The organism is Kineosporiaceae bacterium (assembly GCA_016713225.1).
Lineage (GTDB): Bacteria > Actinomycetota > Actinomycetes > Actinomycetales > Kineosporiaceae > JADJPO01.
The window spans coordinates 1,147,451-1,164,702 of the sequence record JADJPO010000003.1; the positions used below are offsets into that span (position 1 = coordinate 1,147,451).

At 70.9% G+C, this 17,252-nt stretch carries 18 protein-coding genes; 13 read left to right on the forward strand and 5 right to left on the reverse strand.

From position 1 onward, the window contains the following. Positions 1-11 precede the first annotated feature (11 nt). Entirely contained in the window at positions 12-1,631 is a 1,620-nt protein-coding gene (locus tag IPK24_16205; protein ID MBK8077063.1) for a hypothetical protein, read from the forward strand. Positions 1,632-1,633: 2 nt separating this feature from the next. Here IPK24_16205 and IPK24_16210 read toward each other — a convergent pair whose 3' ends face one another. Together IPK24_16210 and IPK24_16215 are read right to left on the reverse strand one after the other, a co-directional pair. Further along, positions 1,634-2,893 carry an ATP-binding protein gene (locus IPK24_16210; GenBank protein ID MBK8077064.1) on the reverse strand — a complete coding sequence of 420 codons (1,260 nt, stop codon included), beginning with the start codon at positions 2,891-2,893 and terminating at the stop codon, positions 1,634-1,636. 68 nt (positions 2,894-2,961) lie between these two features. After that, a complete protein-coding gene (locus IPK24_16215; GenBank protein ID MBK8077065.1) occupies positions 2,962-3,999 on the reverse strand; it encodes a hypothetical protein in 1,038 nt (345 codons plus the stop codon). 56 nt (positions 4,000-4,055) lie between these two features. Here IPK24_16215 and IPK24_16220 point away from each other — a divergent pair, with 56 nt between their 5' ends. Both IPK24_16220 and IPK24_16225 read left to right on the forward strand, forming a co-directional pair. Continuing rightward, entirely contained in the window at positions 4,056-4,463 is a 408-nt protein-coding gene (locus IPK24_16220; protein MBK8077066.1) for a hypothetical protein, read from the forward strand. Continuing rightward, positions 4,460-4,693: a helix-turn-helix transcriptional regulator gene (locus IPK24_16225; GenBank protein MBK8077067.1), complete on the forward strand. Its 234-nt coding sequence runs from the start codon at positions 4,460-4,462 to the stop codon at positions 4,691-4,693. The genes IPK24_16220 and IPK24_16225 overlap by 4 nt, the downstream gene beginning before the upstream one ends. Here IPK24_16225 and IPK24_16230 read toward each other — a convergent pair. Continuing rightward, complete coding sequence (locus tag IPK24_16230; protein MBK8077068.1) at positions 4,659-5,252, reverse strand: hypothetical protein; 594 nt, start codon at positions 5,250-5,252, stop codon at positions 4,659-4,661. The genes IPK24_16225 and IPK24_16230 overlap by 35 nt on opposite strands. Positions 5,253-5,536: 284 nt before the next feature. Between IPK24_16230 and IPK24_16235 the strand changes: the two genes are divergently transcribed. The 10 genes from IPK24_16235 (at position 5,537) to IPK24_16280 (ending at position 15,496) form a co-directional block, all read left to right on the forward strand. Then, complete coding sequence (locus IPK24_16235) at positions 5,537-6,529, forward strand: bifunctional hydroxymethylpyrimidine kinase/phosphomethylpyrimidine kinase (GenBank protein MBK8077069.1); 993 nt, start codon at positions 5,537-5,539, stop codon at positions 6,527-6,529. Beyond that, positions 6,526-7,605: a LacI family DNA-binding transcriptional regulator gene (locus tag IPK24_16240; GenBank protein MBK8077070.1), complete on the forward strand. Its 1,080-nt coding sequence runs from the start codon at positions 6,526-6,528 to the stop codon at positions 7,603-7,605. Before IPK24_16235 ends, IPK24_16240 begins: the two co-directional genes overlap by 4 nt. Further along, positions 7,602-8,945, forward strand: a complete 1,344-nt coding sequence (locus IPK24_16245) for a hypothetical protein (protein ID MBK8077071.1) — start codon at positions 7,602-7,604, stop codon at positions 8,943-8,945. The genes IPK24_16240 and IPK24_16245 overlap by 4 nt, the downstream gene beginning before the upstream one ends. Continuing rightward, a complete protein-coding gene (locus tag IPK24_16250) occupies positions 8,942-9,832 on the forward strand; it encodes a hypothetical protein (protein MBK8077072.1) in 891 nt (296 codons plus the stop codon). The genes IPK24_16245 and IPK24_16250 overlap by 4 nt, the downstream gene beginning before the upstream one ends. After that, positions 9,829-10,608, forward strand: a complete 780-nt coding sequence (locus tag IPK24_16255; protein MBK8077073.1) for a sugar ABC transporter ATP-binding protein — start codon at positions 9,829-9,831, stop codon at positions 10,606-10,608. The genes IPK24_16250 and IPK24_16255 overlap by 4 nt, the downstream gene beginning before the upstream one ends. Then, on the forward strand, positions 10,605-11,723 hold the full coding sequence (locus tag IPK24_16260) for an ABC transporter permease (GenBank protein MBK8077074.1): 1,119 nt from the start codon (positions 10,605-10,607) through the stop codon (positions 11,721-11,723). Before IPK24_16255 ends, IPK24_16260 begins: the two co-directional genes overlap by 4 nt. An 83-nt stretch (positions 11,724-11,806) precedes the next feature. Next, positions 11,807-12,826, forward strand: coding sequence for a substrate-binding domain-containing protein (locus IPK24_16265; GenBank protein MBK8077075.1), 1,020 nt, complete (start codon positions 11,807-11,809; stop codon positions 12,824-12,826). 124 nt (positions 12,827-12,950) lie between these two features. After that, complete coding sequence (locus IPK24_16270; GenBank protein ID MBK8077076.1) at positions 12,951-13,613, forward strand: PadR family transcriptional regulator; 663 nt, start codon at positions 12,951-12,953, stop codon at positions 13,611-13,613. 167 nt (positions 13,614-13,780) lie between these two features. Beyond that, on the forward strand, positions 13,781-14,737 hold the full coding sequence (locus tag IPK24_16275; protein MBK8077077.1) for an ATP-binding cassette domain-containing protein: 957 nt from the start codon (positions 13,781-13,783) through the stop codon (positions 14,735-14,737). Between the two features lie 3 nt (positions 14,738-14,740). Continuing rightward, the gene (locus IPK24_16280) at positions 14,741-15,496 is read left to right on the forward strand and encodes an ABC transporter permease (GenBank protein ID MBK8077078.1); all 756 of its coding nucleotides are present in this window, start codon (positions 14,741-14,743) and stop codon (positions 15,494-15,496) included. A gap of 145 nt (positions 15,497-15,641) precedes the next feature. Here IPK24_16280 and IPK24_16285 read toward each other — a convergent pair whose 3' ends face one another. Continuing rightward, entirely contained in the window at positions 15,642-16,298 is a 657-nt protein-coding gene (locus tag IPK24_16285; protein MBK8077079.1) for an SIMPL domain-containing protein, read from the reverse strand. Next, a complete protein-coding gene (gene metF / locus IPK24_16290; GenBank protein ID MBK8077080.1) occupies positions 16,295-17,173 on the reverse strand; it encodes a methylenetetrahydrofolate reductase [NAD(P)H] in 879 nt (292 codons plus the stop codon). Before metF ends, IPK24_16285 begins: the two co-directional genes overlap by 4 nt. Between the last annotated feature and the right edge of the window lie 79 nt (positions 17,174-17,252).

Consider the following 17,252-nt stretch of genomic DNA (forward strand, 5'->3'; position numbering starts at 1 on the left):
AGGGTCACCCCATGTCCCGCATCGTCCGCCTGGTCGCGCTGTGTATCGGCCGAGACGGCGACGCGGCGCAGCGGTGGGACCACGCGTCGGTGCAGCGACTCCTGCGTCCCTCCCCGCCACGGGTACCGGGGCCGCACCGCCTCACCCTCGGCGACTTCTGGGCCGACTGCACCGACGGCGAGATCGACCTCGGAGCCAGCCAGGCGCTGGACTGGGTGGAACTGCCGTCCGGGCACGCGGCCTGGGACGCCATGGCCCACCAGGCACTCTCGGCCGCGTCCGACCGGCAGCTGACGGCCGCCGTCCAGCACCTCGTCGAGGCCTGCCTGCCCGCGCTGCCACCCGCCGACCTCGCCACGCTGGCCGCCGCGGACGCCGTCGTGGTGCTCACCACCCTCGACAGCCCGGTCTACTGGTGCCAGCCGATCACCCTGGCCGGCGGCCGGCGGGTGCTGGCGGCCTACCTGTCGACCCGGTGCAGCCACACCTCGATGGCCCACGAACTCGGCCACCTGCTGGCGGCCCGCCACTCGTTCGGACTGCCCACCGCCGGGGTCGGCACCGAGTACGGCAATCCCTACTGCATCATGAGCGCCCGGCGCTTCGGCGGGCGCTCCGGCCAGGTGATGCACCGCATCGACGATCCGCCGCTGCTGCCGGGCGCCCCGTTGTGGAACCAGGTCGGGCCGCGGCTGGCCCGGGCGACCTGGTGGGCCGACCACGACCCCGGCCACCCGATACGGACCACCGACACGGATGCGGTCTGCACGGTGGCCCTCGGCCAGGTGCCGGTGCCGATCCGGCTGGCTCACACCGCGGCGGAGGCCGGGCGGTGCCCCCGGCTGCTGGTGATCCCGATCGAACCCGGACGGCGCTGGCTCACCGCGGAGGTGCGTGGACCGGTGCCGTCCGGAGCAGGTGCGGCGCAGGCTGACTGGGACGGCGCGCTGGCCCTCGACCGGCTGGCACGGCCCGGCCGGACCGCCGACCGGGACACCGCCGACGCGGCCGGGGTGGTGCTGCACGAGGTGGTCGACGGCCGGGCGGTCTACCGCGACACCATTGCGCTACCCCCCTCGGGCGACACGGATTCGCTGCTGTTCACCGCGGGGCGGCAGGTCGCGGTGCAGGTGATCGGCTGGGCGCACGGTGTGGCGACCCTGCTGGTCGGCGATCAGCCGGCGCACCCGATGGCCTGGGCCGAGATCCGGCGCACCGACGGGGATGACGGCCGTGGCCGGTTCGTGGTGCAGCTGCACAGCGTGGGGTTCGACAGCCCGGTGTTCTCCTGGCACGTGGCAGGCCAGACCGTGGTGGCGCGCAATCGGCTCGGCGACCGCGCGGTCACCCGCATGACCGCACTACCCGGCGCGGCGCCGTCCGATCTGGGCATCGTGGTGGCCGAGGTCTGCTGGGACCAACTCACCCTCGACGTCACGCTGTGGCACGGCTCCCCCGGCCCGATCACCGTGCGCGTGGACGTGACCGAGTCCGCCGGGCTCGGCTCGGCGGCGGTCACCTCACGGCGGGCCGTCGACGAGCTGCTGGGCGCCACGGCCCGGGTGACGTCCACGATGTGCGCCGGCCCGGACGACGAGCCCGGGCTCGAACTGATCTGCACCGCCACCTGATCTCACATCAGCGCCCGTGGGACGGCGACGATCGGGCTGGGCGAACCAGCGGGCGTCAGGTCGACCACCTGTGAGCCCTCGTAAACCAGGACGGCGCGATGGCAGCTCTCCGAGTGACGAAGCGCAAAGTTGACCAGGCCATGGGTGTCACCCGGGCCGACCGTCCTCGATGCCTTGACCTCCACGGGCACGTACCGCCCGTCTGCATGCACCAAGAGCAGGTCGACCTCACGTTGGGTGCGCGTGTCCCGCCAGTGTCTGACCTCGACACGGTCCATGGATGCGTCCGCCTGGGCCATCAGATCGTGGGCCACCGCAGTCTCGGTGAGCGCGCCGAGCGCCGTGGCCGACAGCGGACTCAGTCGTGCCCGGGACGCCCAGGCGGCCAAGCCCACGTCGCTCGCGAAAACCCGGGGGTGGGCCGTCAGGACCCGGGACTCGACGGGACGATGCGCCTCCGCGCGACGCAGCAGAAATCCCGCCTCGAGTAGCTCGAGGTGAGACCTGACGGTCGGAGCTTGCATTCCCAAGTCGCTGGCAGCGCGGGCAAAGTTCACGATCTGCCCACTGTTGGCAGCGAAATAGCGGAATGTCCGGAGCAGGCGCCCGAGGTCGGCTCGGGTCTCCCCCACCCCCAACGGGAGTACGGCCTCCACATACGCGGCCATGGCCCGTTCCCAGTCAGCTACGGGTGCCGCGGTCAGCACACCGGCGATGCTGGGCAGCCCACCGCTCCACTCCCCGTTCGCGTTCGACAGACGCGTCGCTTCGGCCCGTAGGCCGATGGCCCACCCATCGGCGAAGGCACGTTCCACGCTGGTTGGTCCAGCAAGGTCATCGGTGCGCTCGGCGCGGGTCATCGATGAGAGGCGGAGTCGGACGGCGCGCCCGGCCAGGGGGTCGCTGCCCCCGAGCTGGTCACGCCCGAGTCGAGCGGAGCCGGTGATCAGGAACTGGCCGTTGGAGCGGCGCGCATCCACCTGTCGTTTGACCCACACCGTCAGCTCCGGCTCGAGTTGAGCCTCATCCAGCACACAGACCGCGGACTGCGAGTCGAGGAACCGATCGGGGTCGAGCCGCAGGAGTGCTCGGACATTCGGATCGGACAGGTCGATCCGAGGCGCCCAGCCATATCGGGTGATCAGGTCGTCACAGACGGTGGACTTTCCCGTGGCACGCCCCCCTTCCAGGATCACCACCGGAGCGAACTCCAGCGCGGACTCGATCACGGGGATGATCAATCTCGGGAGGAGTCGCGACATGCGATCAACGTATCATTCGACTGTCGAACATCTGAAAAAAAAGATGTTGAGAAACTCTTTTGCCTGGCTCAGGTCGCCAGGTGACGCCCGAGAAAGGCCAGCTGGTCGGGCAACCGGCGGCGCCAGTAGTCGCCGTCGTGCCCGCCGGGCTGGAAGCCTCCCTCGGGCCGCGGCGTCACGCCGGCCACGAACGCCCGGGCGGCCGCCAGGAACGGGTCTCCCAAGCCACAGTCCACCCGCAGCGGCACCCGGGCGATCGCCGTCCGGGCGCCGAAGACGTCTTCGCGCCGGAAGTCCTCGGCATCGTCGAACGCCCCCGGCGCGCTCTCGCCCGGCGAACGCCACAGCGCCGGTGAGCACGCCACCACCGCGGCCACCCGGGACGGCCCGAGCAGGCCCGCCAGCCGCAGTGCGCCGTAGCCGCCCATCGACCAGCCGAGCAGTCCCAGGCCGGAGGTCGTGCGCAACCCACGTCGCGCGAGCATCGGCAGGAACTCGTCGAGAACCGTTGCCGCAGAATCGGTTCCGTCATGTCGGGGGTGCCAGTACCCGTTGCCGCCCGCCACCGAGGCCACGGCGAACGGCGGCACGCCGGCAGCGATCGCGGCGGTCAGCAGCTCGGGCGCCCGCAGGCCGAGCAGCATGGTTTCGTCGGCACCGTGCCCGTGCAGCGCCACCACGACGGGCAACCCGGGACGGACGGCGCCGCCGCCCGGAGTGATCAGCACCCATCCCGCCCGAACCCCATTGCGGGCCACCGAGAAGAACGCACCGCGCTCGACGGACGCCGCCCCACTCACCGACCCGGTGCCCGCGGTCGGGCCACCGGGTTCGGGCGAGGGCGGGACGCCGTCCGGCAGCACCCGCTCGACCTGACGCCAGGCCCGCACCCGCCCCGGCAGGACATCGGTCTGCACCAGGGCCGCTGCACCACCGATCACGGCGACACCGCCGATCCCGCCCAGCAGTGCCCGTCGACTCAGCTCGGCCATGGCTCCACCCTCCTCCTCCCCCTTCGTCCGGGTCTCATCGGACAGGACGTCGACGAGGCGCCGGACGGTGACAGCCAGCCGGCCGACCGGATCGACGGTGTCCGGTCGGCGCATCCGAGCGCAGTAAAGTTTCCTTGACATGTTGACAAGGTCGCTTTACATTCGTTCGCATGACTCCCGAGAACCACCGAAGTCGCGTGGAACGCGCCGCCCGCAACGCCATCCTGATCGAGGGGCTGCCGGTGCTCCTGCTGGGCTCCGTCGCACTCACCCTGGGCAGCAAGCCCGGCCTCACCGGCGCCGCGGAGTGGACCTGGCTGGCCCTGACGATGAGCTTCGTGCTCGCCGTGGTCTGGGTGATGGTGCGCAACGTCCGACGCCAGGACGAGTATCTGCGCAAGCTCCAACTCGAGAGCATGGCGATCGCCTTCGCCTGCGTCCTGGTCGCGCTACAGATCGCGACGCTGCTCGACGCCACGGGGCGTGTTGCCCTACGCCTGACCATCGAGCCGATCATCATGGGCGGCATCGCGCTGTGGTTGCTGATCGCCGACCTGCGCACCCGCCTGCACCGATGAGGAACCGACTGCGCGAGTTGCGTGCCGCGCGGCAGTGGAGCCAAGCCGACCTCGCCGACCGGTGCGGGGTCTCGCGGCAGACCGTGAACGCGATCGAGACCGGCCGCTACGACCCGAGCCTGCCGCTCGCCTTCACCCTGTCCGCCGTGTTCGGCGAACCCATCGAGACACTGTTCAGCCCGGACGAGGCCGCGGTCAGGCAGACCTCGACCGGCCCGGACGGCGGCTGACCAGCACCCCGGCCACCAGCGCACCCAGGGTGCCCAGCGCTTCGTCCCCCAGGGTGTCGGTGTAGGCAGTGCCGAGCTCGGTGCCGTGGCGGATGAACGTATACCACTCCCCCAGCTCCCAGCCGATGGCCAGGATCGCGCCCAGGCCGGTCACCAGCGTGACCACCACCCAGCGCCGGCCGATGCCCTGGGTGATCAGCAGCCCGATCCCCGCACACAACAGCACCCAGTTGACGAAGTGATTGGCGTCGTCCCACCACCACACCCGGTCGTACAGGTCGAGGGTGTTCCCGGTGACGTCGATCAGGAACGGGGCGCCGACCAGCGCGAACGCGCCCCAGGGAATCGCCGCGGCCCCAGCCCCTGTGGAGGAGGCACCCGGCCGGCGATGCAGCAGCCACCACCAGGCCGGCACCACCAGCATCATCACCGGGTAGGCCACCAGCCGGGCACCGAAGGCCTTGCCCTCGAACTGCTCCAACCCGGGCACGAAGGTGGCCACGGCGAGCTGACCGACGGTGGCGACGAAGACGGCGACGGCCCAACGCATGCCCTGCATTGTCGTCCCCCAACGGACTCCACCCCCGGTGATCATGTAATCCGTGCACATTTCGTGCATCAATTGCATGATCACGGGGGGTTTGTGCACGGATTGCATGATCACCAAGGCGTGACATGCCCCGGTAACCGCCGCGGCAGCCACCCGGCAGATCACCGTCAGATAACGAGTCGGCATCCATCGCCACATGTCGGTTGTGTTTCTCGCCACGTCCTTCATAAGGTGTCCGACAGCGCTGTCAGACAGCGCTGTCGGAAACGGTTGCAGCAAGGAGGTGGCCCGAGTTGCTCGTCATCGGCGCGAACCTCACGATCGATCGCACCCTCACCCTCGAGCGGCTCGTCCCCGGCCACGTCATGCGGCCCCGCACCGCCATCCCCACCGGTGGCGGCAAGTCCGTCAACGTCTGTCGCGCCGCTCGCGCCCATGGCATTCGGCCGCGCCTGGTGGCCAACCTGCCGGGTCGGATGGGTGCCCTCGTGGGCGAGATGCTCGAGGCCGAGGGCCACGACGTGCGCCGGGTCGCCACCTCGGGTGAGATCCGCAGCGCCATCGTGATCATCGAGGACGACGGCCGCGCCACGGTGCTCAACGAGCCCGGTCCCGAGCTGACCGCCGCCGATCGTGAGGCCCTGCTCGCCGCCGTCGAGGACGAACTGGCCACCGCAGCGACTGCGGGCACCCCGCACCGGGTGGCCGTGGCCAGCGGCAGCCTGCCCCCCGGTGAACACGCCGCCGACCTGTATGCCGATCTGATCCGCCGGGTGCACGCGCACGGCGTGCCGATCGTGCTGGACGCCGCCCGCGCCGACCTGGCCCGGGCGCTCCCGGCCCACCCCGACGTGGTCACACCCAACCTGTCCGAGGCGCTGGCCGTGCTCACCGGACGCTCGGCCGGCGAGAGCGTCGAACCTGATGTGCCGGACGTGCGGGGTGCCGCCCTGGACGCCGCCCGGGGCCTGCGCGCCGCCGGAGCCGGGGCGGCCCTGGTCACCGTGGGACGCCACGGAGTCGCCGGCGCGCATCTGCCGGACGGGTCACCCACCGAGCAGACCTTCTGGATCACGGCCCCCAAGGTCACCGAGGTCAACCCGATCGGCGCGGGTGACTCCTTCGCTGCCGGCCTGGCTGCCGGACTGGACCGCGGCCTCGCCCTGCCCGAGGCCACCCGGTGGGCCGTGGCCACCGGCGCCGCATCCGTGGCCTCCGAGCTGGCCGGCGGTGTCGATCCGGCGCTGCTGGCGGCGTTGCTCGACAAGGTGGCGGCGACCCGATGAGCCGTCCGAGCCGGCCCACTCTGGCCGATGTCGCCCGCCGCGCCGGGGTGAGTCTCAAGACCGCCTCCCGCGCGGTGAACGGTGAGTACGGCGTGGCGCCGGCCACGGCGCAACGGGTCACCGACGCCGCTCGCGCGCTGGGCTTCCGGCCCAATCAGCTGGCCCGATCGCTGGCCGCCGGTGGCCCCAGCGCGGCGGTCGGACTGGTGATCTCCAGCGTGTCCGACCCGTTCATCGCCGCGGTGGTCGGCGCGGTGGAGGCGGTGCTCGCCCCACGCGACCTGCAGCTGATCACGGCCAGCCACCACGACGACCCCGACCGGCAGCGCCGTATCGTGCGCACCCTGGTCGAGCGCCGAGTGGACGCCCTGATCCTGATCCCCGCCCCCGGTGATGCGAGCTACCTGCTGCCCGAGATGGAGCACGGCCTGTTCGTGGTGGCCGTCGACCGACCGATCGACGGCGTCGAGGTCGACACCGGAGTCGTCGACAACGCCGCCGGGGCCGCCGAGGGCGTTCGCCGTTTGGTCGCTCGGGGCCACCGCCGGATCGCGCTGCTGGGCAACGACGAGCGTCTCTGGACCCTGCAACGCCGCTTCGACGGCTACCGCGCCGGCCTCGAGGCTGCCGGTCTGCCGTTCGACGCCGACCTGGTCGAGTTGAACTGCACCGACCCGAGCATCGCCGAGACCGCCATGCACCGATTGCTCGCCCTGCCCGAACCGCCCACCGCGGTGTTCGCCATCCAGCACATGGCCGGCCGGGGCACCATCCGTGCGCTGCGTGCGGCCGGGGTGAGCCTCGATCTGGCGGTCTTCGACGAGATGGTCGACACCGATCTGTTGGTCACCCCGCCGGTCGTCATCGTGGCCTCGGGTCCTGATCGGCTCGGCTCACTCGGTGCCGCGATGGTGATCGAGCGCCTCGACGGCCTGGCCGCCGCCCCGCGCTCGGTCGTGCTGCCGCCCCTGTTCCTCGACGAGGGGCAGACCTACCAGCCCCAACCGGCCCAAGTGGTCCCCGTCGTTCCCGTCGTCCCCGTCGTCCCCGCCCCTCCCGTGGCGGTGATCCCGTGAGCTCCAGGGCAGACGCCGCAGGTGTCGAGGTCGGCCTGGTCGGCATGGACGTCGGAACCACCCGGGTCAAGGCCGTGGCCTTCGACCTGAGTGGGCGACCGCTGCTCACCTCCGACGTGCCCACCCCCTGGCAGCACACCGCCGCCGGCGTCGAGATGGACGCCGCCGACCTCGCCGTCGCGATCCGCACCGTGGTGACCCGAGCCTGCGCGCCGCTGCGGCAGGTGGCCGGGCTCGGGGTGACCGGCATGGGCGAGTCCGGCATCCTCACCGTGGGAACCGGAGCCGACCCGGACGAGGCCGCGCTGGCACCCATCCGCGCCTGGCACGACCTGCGCGGGGACGTCGCAGCCATCGAGACCGCCGTCGGTCGGACGGCGTTCGAGTCGGCCATCGGTATGCCGCTCGACCCCCAGCCGTCCCTGCCCAAGGTGCTCACCCTGCGCGTCGATTACCCGGAATCGGCTGCCGCGCAACGGTTCTGGTCGGTGCCCGAATGGGCGGTACGGCTGCTCGGCGGTTCCCCCGGCAGCGAGCTGTCACTGGCCAGCCGCACCGGTCTGCTCGACGTCCTCGACGCCGCTCCCTGGGCCGGCGCGATCGAGCTGCTCGGCGCCGATCTGCTCGGCGAACCCCAGCCCGCCGGAACCTCCTGCGGCCAGGCCCTCGGCCTGGCCGAGGCCCCCCAATTGCGCGGCGCTGTCCTGGCCGTGGGCGGTCACGATCACCAGTGCGCCGCGTTGGCGGTGGGGGCCGCGCAGCACGGCACCCTGTTCGACTCGCTCGGCACCGCCGAAGCGCTGCTGCGGTTCGCCGACGCGACCACGATTCGGCGTGAGGCGATCCCGGCACTGACCGCCGCCGGACTCACCGTGGGACGCACCGTGGTCGCCGGCCAGGTGTGCATCCTGGCGGGGCTGCGCACCGGCATGGAGCTCGAGCGCGTGGTGGCCGCTCTGGGCGCCACGACCCGTGAGCTGCGCCGCGCCCTGGCCGGCCGCCCCGAGTGGGTCCACGCCGTCCAGCACGCGATCGACGGCGCCGCAACGGCTCTGGCGGCGATCGAAGTGGCCGCCGGGGAGTACTCCTCGGTGCTGGCCGCCGGCGGCTGGCTGCACGACCCGGTGGTGCTCGCCGCCAAGCAGGCCCAGTTGCCCGGGCTGCGCACCACCTCACTGGACGAGGCCGGCGCCGCGGGCGCCGCCTATCTGGCCGGCATCGCCGCCGGCCTGCTACCCCCGGTCGAGGACCTCGACGGTCCGCCGTGGGCGCTCACGCGCCACACCTCCCCCATCGACCCGATCACCCTCGCATCATCGAACAGAGAGGCTCCCCGATGACCACCCTGGATGCCATTGCCAACCCCGACGGCCGGTTCGCCGTCCTGGCCATGGATCAGCGGGCCAGTCTGCGCAAGATGCTGACCACCGCGGGACAGCCGGCCGAGGACGCCGACCTGACCGCTTTCAAGGTCGACGTGATCGGCGCCCTGTCGCCGCTCGCCTCGGGCGTGCTCACCGATGTCGAGTACGGCGTGGACGCCGTCCGCTCCGGCGGCGCGCTGGCCGACAGCGCCGGCCTGCTGATCGCCGCCGAGCCCGCGGACAAGGAGAAGGTCGGCGGCGAATACCGCACCACCCGCGACCCGGCCCGCAACGCCGCCTGGGTGGCCGACAACACCGGCGACGCCATGAAATTCCTTCTCTACTGGAACCCCGACCGCGCGGCCGACGAGCACGGCGACCTGGCCGAGATCGCACTCAGCGTCACCCGTGAGGTCGTGAAGGACTGCGCCGCAACGGGTATCCCCAGCGTCATCGAGCCGCTGGTCTCCTTCGCTCCCGGCCTCGAGCTGAGCAAGGAACAGAAGGAGGCGGCCGTCGTCCGGTCGGCCACCCGGTTGGCGACCCTCGACATGGACCTGCTCAAGCTGGAGTGGCCCGGCGACGCCGCGGCCTGCGCCACGGTGAGCGAGAACCTGGGCCGGGTGCCGTGGGCGGTGCTGTCCGCGGGCGTGGCCTACGAGCAGTTCCTGGAGCGGGCCACCATCGCCCTGGACGGCGGCGCCTGCGGTTTCATCGCCGGCCGCGCCATCTGGGGCGAGGCGGTCACCATGCCCGGCCCGGAGCGGCGCGCCTGGCTGGCCGAGATCGCCGTCCCCCGGTTGCGGGGTCTGGTCGACCTGCTCGACGGGCACGGACGGTCGTGGCGGCAGGTGCGTCCATGAGCGAGACGAGCGGCAGCACGAACGCGGTTCCCGCACTCGAGGCGCGCGCCATCGTCAAGTCCTTCGGGACCGTGCGCGCGCTGCGCGGAGCCTCGTTCCAGGCCCACCCGGGTGAGGTCACCGCGCTGGTCGGCGACAACGGCGCCGGCAAGTCGACCCTGATCAAGGTGCTCTCGGGGGTGTACTCCCCCGACGAGGGCGAGGTGCTGGTCGACGGCAAGCCGGTCAACATCTCCAGCCCTCAGGCCGCCTCGGCTCTGGGCATCGAGACGGTCTACCAGGACCTGGCCCTGGCCCCCGACCTGGACGCCGCCTCGAACGTGTTCCTGGGGCGCGAGATCCGCCGGTTCAAGGTGCTGCACGACCAGCCGGAGATGCGCAAGCGCACCGCGGCCAGCTTCGCCGAACTCGGCGTCGGCCTGGTGCAGGACCTGCGGGTGCCGGTCGCCTCGTTCTCCGGTGGGCAGCGTCAGTCGGTGGCCATCGCCCGCGCCGCGATGTGGGCCCGACACGTGATCATCATGGACGAGCCCACCGCCGCACTCGGGGTGATCCAGACCGCCAAGGTGCTGGAGTTGATCCACTCGGTGCGCGAACGCGGCCTGGCCGTGGTGTTCATCTCGCACAACCTGCCCCAGGTGATCGAGGTCGCCGACCGGATCGAGGTCATGCGGCTGGGTGCCCGCGTCGCGCGGTTCCGCCGGGGTGAGGCCGACGTCGAACGCCTGATCGCCTCGATCTCCGGGGCCTACGCCAACGAGGGGGTGGCCCAGTGAGCGAGACGACCGAGCCGGTCAAGCCGGTCAAGCCGACCAACAACACCGCCAAGGCGCTCGAGGCCGAGGTCGCGGCGGATGTCGCGGTCGCCGAGGAGGCACAGCCCTCCCGGCTGCGGCAACTCATCGGGACGCCGATCATGGCCACGTTGCTGTTCCTGGCCGTGTTGTTGGTGGGCTTCTCGATCCTGGCCCCGGGCAAGTTCGGCACCACGTCGAACCTGACCCTGCTGGCGCAGAACGTCGCCATCCTGACCGTGGCCAGCGTGGGGACGACGTTCATCATCGCCACCGCGGGCATCGACCTGTCGATCCCGAGCGGGATCATCCTGGGTGAGGTGTTCGCCGCCCAGGCCCTGAGCTGGATCACGGTCGGGGACGGCAAGGCGATCGACGTCCCGGCCGACCAGACCAAGGCCACGTACATCCTGGCCGCGCTGGCCGGTGCCCTGATCGGTGGGTTGCTGATCGGCGCCATCAACGGCGTCCTGGTGGCCTACATGCACATCCCCCCGATGCTGGCCACCCTGGGCACGCTCGGCGCCGGCCTCGGCGTGGCGCTGTTGCTCCGCAAGGGTGTCAACGTGGCCTCCTACGCCCTCAACCCGGTGGCCACCGGCAAGCTGATCCCCGGCATCCCCGGGCTGACCAACCTGGTGTTGATCGGCCTGATCGTGGTGCTCATCGGGTATGTCACGCTGCACTACTCGGTGTTCGGTCGGCACACGCTGGCGATCGGGTCCAGCGAGGAGGCGGCTCGCCGGGTGGGCCTGCGGGTCGAGCGCCACCTGCTGAAGGTCTACATGCTCGGTGGCCTGGCCAACGGGTTCGCCGGCTTCCTCTCGCTGGCCTACTTCTCCACCACCTCGGTGGGCGGTCACTCGACCGACAACCTGCAGGCGATCACCTCCGTCGCCCTGGGCGGCACCAGCCTGTTCGGCGGCGTGGCAACCATCATCGGCACGCTGATCGGGGTCTGGATCCCGGCGGTGTTGCAGAACGGCTTCATCATCACCGGCGTCAACCCCTATTGGCAGATGATCGCCGTCGGCATCGTCCTGGTCCTGGCCGTCTGGTCCGACCAGTTGCGACGCCGCTCCCAGAACCGGCGCTGAACCCCGGCGCCCAGCAAGAGCACGGCCCAGCTCCACAGCACCACACGCGGTTCAGATAAGACACCACAACAAAAGGAGTCACTGTGAAGACCACCCGGCTCATCGGTGCGTCGGCGGTCGCGATCGGCGCGCTCGTCCTGGCGGCCTGCGGCTCGTCCGACACCTCGTCCTCGGGCTCCACTTCGGCCGCCGGCGGGGCATCCTCGGCTGCCGGGGGCAGCGCGGGCAAGAAGATCACGCTCATGGTCGGCGTCAAGGGCGACCCGTTCTACATCTCCATGGAGTGCGGCGCGAAGGAGGCCGTCGCGGCGGCCGGCGCCACGCTCGACGTTCAGGGTCCGGACAAGTTCGACGCCACCCTGCAGAACCCGATGCTGGACGCCGTCGCGGCCTCCAAGCCGGACGCCCTGCTGGTGGCCCCGAACGACGCCAAGGCCTCGACTCCGTCGCTGAAGCGGATCCAGGACGCCGGCAGCAAGGTCGTGCTGGTCGACACCGCGGTGGAGGACACGACCATCGGCGTCTCCCGGATCGCCACGAACAACGAGCTCGGTGGCGAGAAGGCCGCCGAGGCGTTGCAGACCCTGGGCCTGAAGTCGGGCTCCAAGGTGCTGGTCATCTCGACCGACCCCGGCATCACCTCGGTCGACGCCCGCATCGCCGGGTTCAACAAGAAGGCCAAGGAGCTGGGCTTCGTCCTGGTCTCCGACGCGCAGTACTCGCACAACCAGGCCGCCGAGGGCGCCAAGGTGGTCTCCGCCGCTCTGGCGAAGGACGCCGACCTGGCGGGCGTGTTCGCCACCAACCTGTTCACCGCGCAGGGTGTGGCGACGGGCGTGAAGCAGGCCGGCAAGTCCGGCACGGTCAAGGTCGTCGGCTTCGACGCCGGTCCGGACCAGATGAAGCAGCTGGCCGCCGGTGACGTGCAGGCGCTCGTGGCCCAGAAGCCCTACGACATCGGCAAGCAGGGTGTCGAGCAGGCTCTGGCCTCACTGTCCGGTGGTTCGGTGACCGCCAAGATCGAGACCGAGTCCCTGGTCGTGACCAAGGACAACATGGCCGAGCCGGACGTCGCGAAGTACATCTACAAGGCTGGCTGCTGAGCCCGAGCCAAACCGGCTCATGCTCCTCAGCTGACGGCTCATGCTCCGTAGGGTTGCGGGTTCGGGCGCTTCACGGCCCCGAACCCGTACACCCGCGGAGCATGAGCCGGTTTAGGCTCCGGGTATGGCAGCTCTGGCGACCACGATCAGCGTGCTGGGAGCGGTCGCCCTGTTCGAGCCGGTCAACGGCTATCAGGTGCGCCGCGAGTTGCTCAGCTGGCAACTCGACCAGTGGGCACAGATCAAACCCGGCTCGATCTACTCGATGCTGGCCACGCTCACCCGCCAGGGGTACCTCGAGCGCCACGACATCTCGGACGACGGCCGCGCCGTCGCCGTCCACACCACCACCGTGGCGGGTCGCCACCGGCTCGCGCAGCTGCTCGACCGGGCGCTGACCGAGGCCGACCCGTTGTCCCCGTTGCCGTTTCACGTCGCCCTCATGATGGCCGGGCTGCTCCCCCGCGAGCAGGTGGCAGCCTGCCTGACCCGGCGGCTGGACAATCTGGCCGCCCTCGATCGCGACCTGGCGACCAAGCTCGACCTGATGACCTCCGGCGAGCGCACCCCACCGGACGTGATCGACGTCGTCCGACTCAGCCAGGACCTGACGCGCACCGAGATCGCCTGGGTGCAGCGGCGCCTGGCCGATCTCGAGGCAGGCCGGTTCAGCTTCGCCGGCGAGCCCATGACCTGGACGCCGGCCGCGGACGATCCGGGCCATCAGATGACGGCCGAGCGAGCGCGCTACCGGCGGCTGTTGGCGCTGCCCGACCCCGACGGGTGACTCCCCCAGGTCCGACGCACCGGCCTGCGCGCTCGACGCGACAGGCTCGCCAAGGCTTGCTACCGTGCGTGTATATTCAAACTTGAACATGAACTCGAATCGACCTTCACACGGTGTGAGGGCCTACACCGGAGTTCGTCCCCCACTCGTCCGCCGAGAGGATCTCCGTGATCACGACCCGATCACTCAGTCAGACCTTCCATACCCGCCGGGGCCGCGAGAAGGTCGACGTCGAGGCCGTGCGCGGCGTCGACCTGCACGTCGCCGAGGGCGAGATCGTCTCGTTCCTCGGCCCCAACGGCGCCGGCAAGACCACCACTTTGCGCATGCTCACCACCCTGCTGCGCCCGACCGCCGGCACGGCCACGGTCGCCGGCCACGACGTGCTCACCGAGGCGGTCGCCGTCCGGCGCAGCATCGGCTATGTGTCGCAGTCCGGCTCGACCAGCTCGGTGGCCCGGGCCGGCGAGGAGGTGATCGACCACGGCATGCTCTATGGCATCGATCGTGCTCGGGCCGAGCGTCGCGGGCGGGAACTCTTCGACCAGCTGGCTCTCGACGGGCTGTGGGATCGCCAACCCAAGTCGATGTCCGGCGGGCAACGTCGCCGACTCGACATCGCCATGGGTCTGATCCACGACCCGCGCCTGATCTTCCTCGACGAGCCGACAACCGGCCTGGACCCGCAGGCCCGGGTCAACCTGTGGCAGCACATCGCCGACCTGCGCGACCGGCTCGGCGCCACGATCTTCCTGACCACGCACTACCTCGACGAGGCCGACGCGCTGAGCGATCGGGTGATCGTGATCGACAACGGCCGGATCATCGCGGACGACACCCCGGAACGGCTCAAGCAGCAGGTCTCCGGCGATCTGGTCGACCTCGAGCTCGCCGACGTCGCGCAGGTGCCGCTGGCGGTCAAGCACCTGGAGAGTCACGGCGAGGTCGAGACCGACGGACGCCACGTGCGCGCCCGACTGCCACACGCCGGGGCCGTGGTGCCCTCACTGCTGCGTGACCTCGAGGCCGAGGCGATCACCCTGTCGCACCTCGAGATCCGGCGTCCGACGCTGGACGACGTGTTCCTGACCCTGACCGGCCGTTCGTTGCGAGAGGGGGCCTGAGCCATGCGCTTCGCCCGCGAGTCCTTCATCGTCTTCCGTCGCCAACTGCGCATGAACCTGCGCAACCCGGCCTGGGTGATCATCGGCCTGACCCAACCAGTGCTCTACCTGTTGCTGTTCGGGCCGTTGCTCAAACCCATGACCGCCCAGTTCGGCGCTCAGAACGCGTACACGTTCTTCGTGCCCGGCCTGCTGGTGCAACTCGGCGTGTTCGGTGCCTTCTTCGCCGGTTTCGGCCTGATCGCCGAGTGGCGTGAGGGCGTGGTCGAGGCCGAACGCGTCACCCCGGCCAGCCGCACGGCGCTGCTCGTCGGCCGGCTCAGCCGTGACTTGTTGCAGATCCTGGCCCAGGCGATCGTGTTGTGTGCGTTGGGATATGCCCTGGGCATGCGGGCCTCGGCCATCGGCTTGGTGATCGGCGTGCTGCTCACCGTGCTGCTGGGCGCGGCCTGCTCGGCGGCGTCCTACGCGGTGGCGTTGACCACCAAGAGCGAGGACGTCATGGCCCCGATCCTGAACTCGGTGCTGCTGCCGGTGCTGTTGCTCTCGGGCATCCTGCTGCCGATGACGCTCGGACCGGCGTGGCTGCAGAAGGTCAGCGACTACATGCCGATCAAACATGTGGTGGACGGCGTGCGGTCCTCGTTCGCGGGTGACCTCGCCTCGTCCAGCGTGATGTGGGGATCGGTGTGGGCCGTCGTCCTGACCGGTCTGGCCGTGTACTGGGGCACCAGCACGTTCCGCAAGGAGAACGCCTGATCGCCAGCCCCGGCACCACCCGCACCCCACCCAACCTGCTCATGCTCCGTGGGCGACGACTCATGCTCCGCAGCGGTCGCTCCACACGACCTGGACGGAGCATCGCGAGTCGGCTACGGAGTATGAGCAGGTTGGGTGGGTGAGGTCAGGCGACGGCCCACTGGACGGCGAGACTCACCTCGACACCCACGGCACCGGGTTCGACCCCGACGGACAGGTCGCGGGCCTTCTCGGCCCCGGCGGCCATGGCCATCATCGGCACCGGCATGAACCCGGACTGCTCGCCGATGGTGTGCACGCGCCCCAACGACACCCCGGCCAACTCGGCGAGTTGGGTGGCCCGGCGCTCGGCGTCCGCCCACGCCACCGCCCGGGCCCGCGAGCGCAGCGGCTCGTCGTCCTCGACCTCGAACCCGACGCTCTCGAGCCGCAGGTCATCGCCCCCGGCGCCCAACGCCTCGCCGAGCACCCGGCCGGCCGCGGCCAGGTCGCGCAGCGCGACCGCCATGCGGTGTTCACTGCGAAAACCCGTGGTCCGCGGCACCCCGCCACCGTCCCAGGTCTGCTCGGCCTGGATCGACAACCCGAGCGTGCTGGCATCGGCGGGTGCCACCCTGGCGGAGGCCAGCACGGCGCGAATCGCGGACGCGGCCTGCTCGCTGGCCGCCAGTGCCTCGGCCACCGAGGGCCGCAGTGCACTGGCGACCAGGTGCACCCGCATCACGTCCGGCGCCGCGCTCGCCCGTCCCACCCCCGACACGCTGATCAGCGAAAGACCTTGCAGGGCAACGAGTTCACTCATCGAGCCAGTGCTCCCAACTGATTGAAGACGTCGAGCGTCGCCGTCGAGCGGTTCAGAGTGTAGAAGTGCAGTCCGGGTGCACCGCCATCGAGCAGAGCGGCAGCCAACTCGGTGGCCAGTTCGACCCCGACCGCCCGCACCGCCGCGGCGTCCCCGGCCACCGCCTCCAGCCGGGCGATCACCGCGGGTGGCATCGGGGTGCCCGACAACTGCGCGAACCGGGTGATCTGGGCCAGGTTCGTCACCGGCATGATCCCGGGGATCACCGGGAGATCACAGCCCAAGGCCGAGAGCCGGTCGAGCAGGCCGAAGTAGGCCGCCGGGTCGAAGAAGAACTGGGTGATCGCGAAGTCGGCGCCGGCGTCGGCCTTGGCTCGCAGCACCCGGGCATCGTGGTCGAGGTCGGGACTCTCGGGATGCCCATCGGGGAAGGCCGCCACCCCGACATCGAAGCTGCCCAGTTCGCGCACCAGGCGCACCAGGTCCTCGGCGTGGTCGAGCCCCTCGGGGTGGGCCTGCCACGGCCGGCCCGGCCCGGCCGGCGGATCGCCGCGCAGCGCCATCACCGCGGGTACGCCGGCAGCGGCGTAGGCCCCGATCACCTGCCGCAGTTCCGCCCGCGAGGCCCCCACACACGTGAGATGCGCCATCGGCGTCAACGTGGTCTGCTCGGCGATCGCGGCGGTGACGCGGGTGGTGCGATCACGCGTCGAGCCGCCGGCGCCGTAGGTCACCGACACGAAGGTGGGAGCCAACGGCTCCAACCGGCGGATCGCCTCCCAGAGCACGGCTTCGGCGGCGTCGTCCCTGGGCGGGAAGAACTCGAACGAGAACGAGCGGACGCCGCGTGCGAGCTTCGGTGCGAGAGTCGCCATACGTCCAGCCTAGACATAGGCTGCCGACGTGCCCGAACGCCGACTGGACGCCCGAGCGCTCGAACCGGATGCAAGTCCG

Coding starts and splice junctions, on each gene's coding strand:
- metF (MBK8077080.1), bottom strand. CDS start 17,173: ATGGCGACTCTCGCACCGAAGCTCGCACGCGGCGTCCGCTCGTTCTCG.
- IPK24_16240 (MBK8077070.1), top strand. CDS start 6,526: ATGAGCCGTCCGAGCCGGCCCACTCTGGCCGATGTCGCCCGCCGCGCC.
- IPK24_16280 (MBK8077078.1), top strand. CDS start 14,741: ATGCGCTTCGCCCGCGAGTCCTTCATCGTCTTCCGTCGCCAACTGCGC.
- IPK24_16230 (MBK8077068.1), bottom strand. CDS start 5,252: ATGCAGGGCATGCGTTGGGCCGTCGCCGTCTTCGTCGCCACCGTCGGT.
- IPK24_16250 (MBK8077072.1), top strand. CDS start 8,942: ATGACCACCCTGGATGCCATTGCCAACCCCGACGGCCGGTTCGCCGTC.
- IPK24_16285 (MBK8077079.1), bottom strand. CDS start 16,298: ATGAGTGAACTCGTTGCCCTGCAAGGTCTTTCGCTGATCAGCGTGTCG.
- IPK24_16255 (MBK8077073.1), top strand. CDS start 9,829: ATGAGCGAGACGAGCGGCAGCACGAACGCGGTTCCCGCACTCGAGGCG.
- IPK24_16205 (MBK8077063.1), top strand. CDS start 12: ATGTCCCGCATCGTCCGCCTGGTCGCGCTGTGTATCGGCCGAGACGGC.
- IPK24_16210 (MBK8077064.1), bottom strand. CDS start 2,893: ATGTCGCGACTCCTCCCGAGATTGATCATCCCCGTGATCGAGTCCGCG.
- IPK24_16215 (MBK8077065.1), bottom strand. CDS start 3,999: ATGCGCCGACCGGACACCGTCGATCCGGTCGGCCGGCTGGCTGTCACC.
- IPK24_16225 (MBK8077067.1), top strand. CDS start 4,460: ATGAGGAACCGACTGCGCGAGTTGCGTGCCGCGCGGCAGTGGAGCCAA.
- IPK24_16270 (MBK8077076.1), top strand. CDS start 12,951: ATGGCAGCTCTGGCGACCACGATCAGCGTGCTGGGAGCGGTCGCCCTG.
- IPK24_16220 (MBK8077066.1), top strand. CDS start 4,056: ATGACTCCCGAGAACCACCGAAGTCGCGTGGAACGCGCCGCCCGCAAC.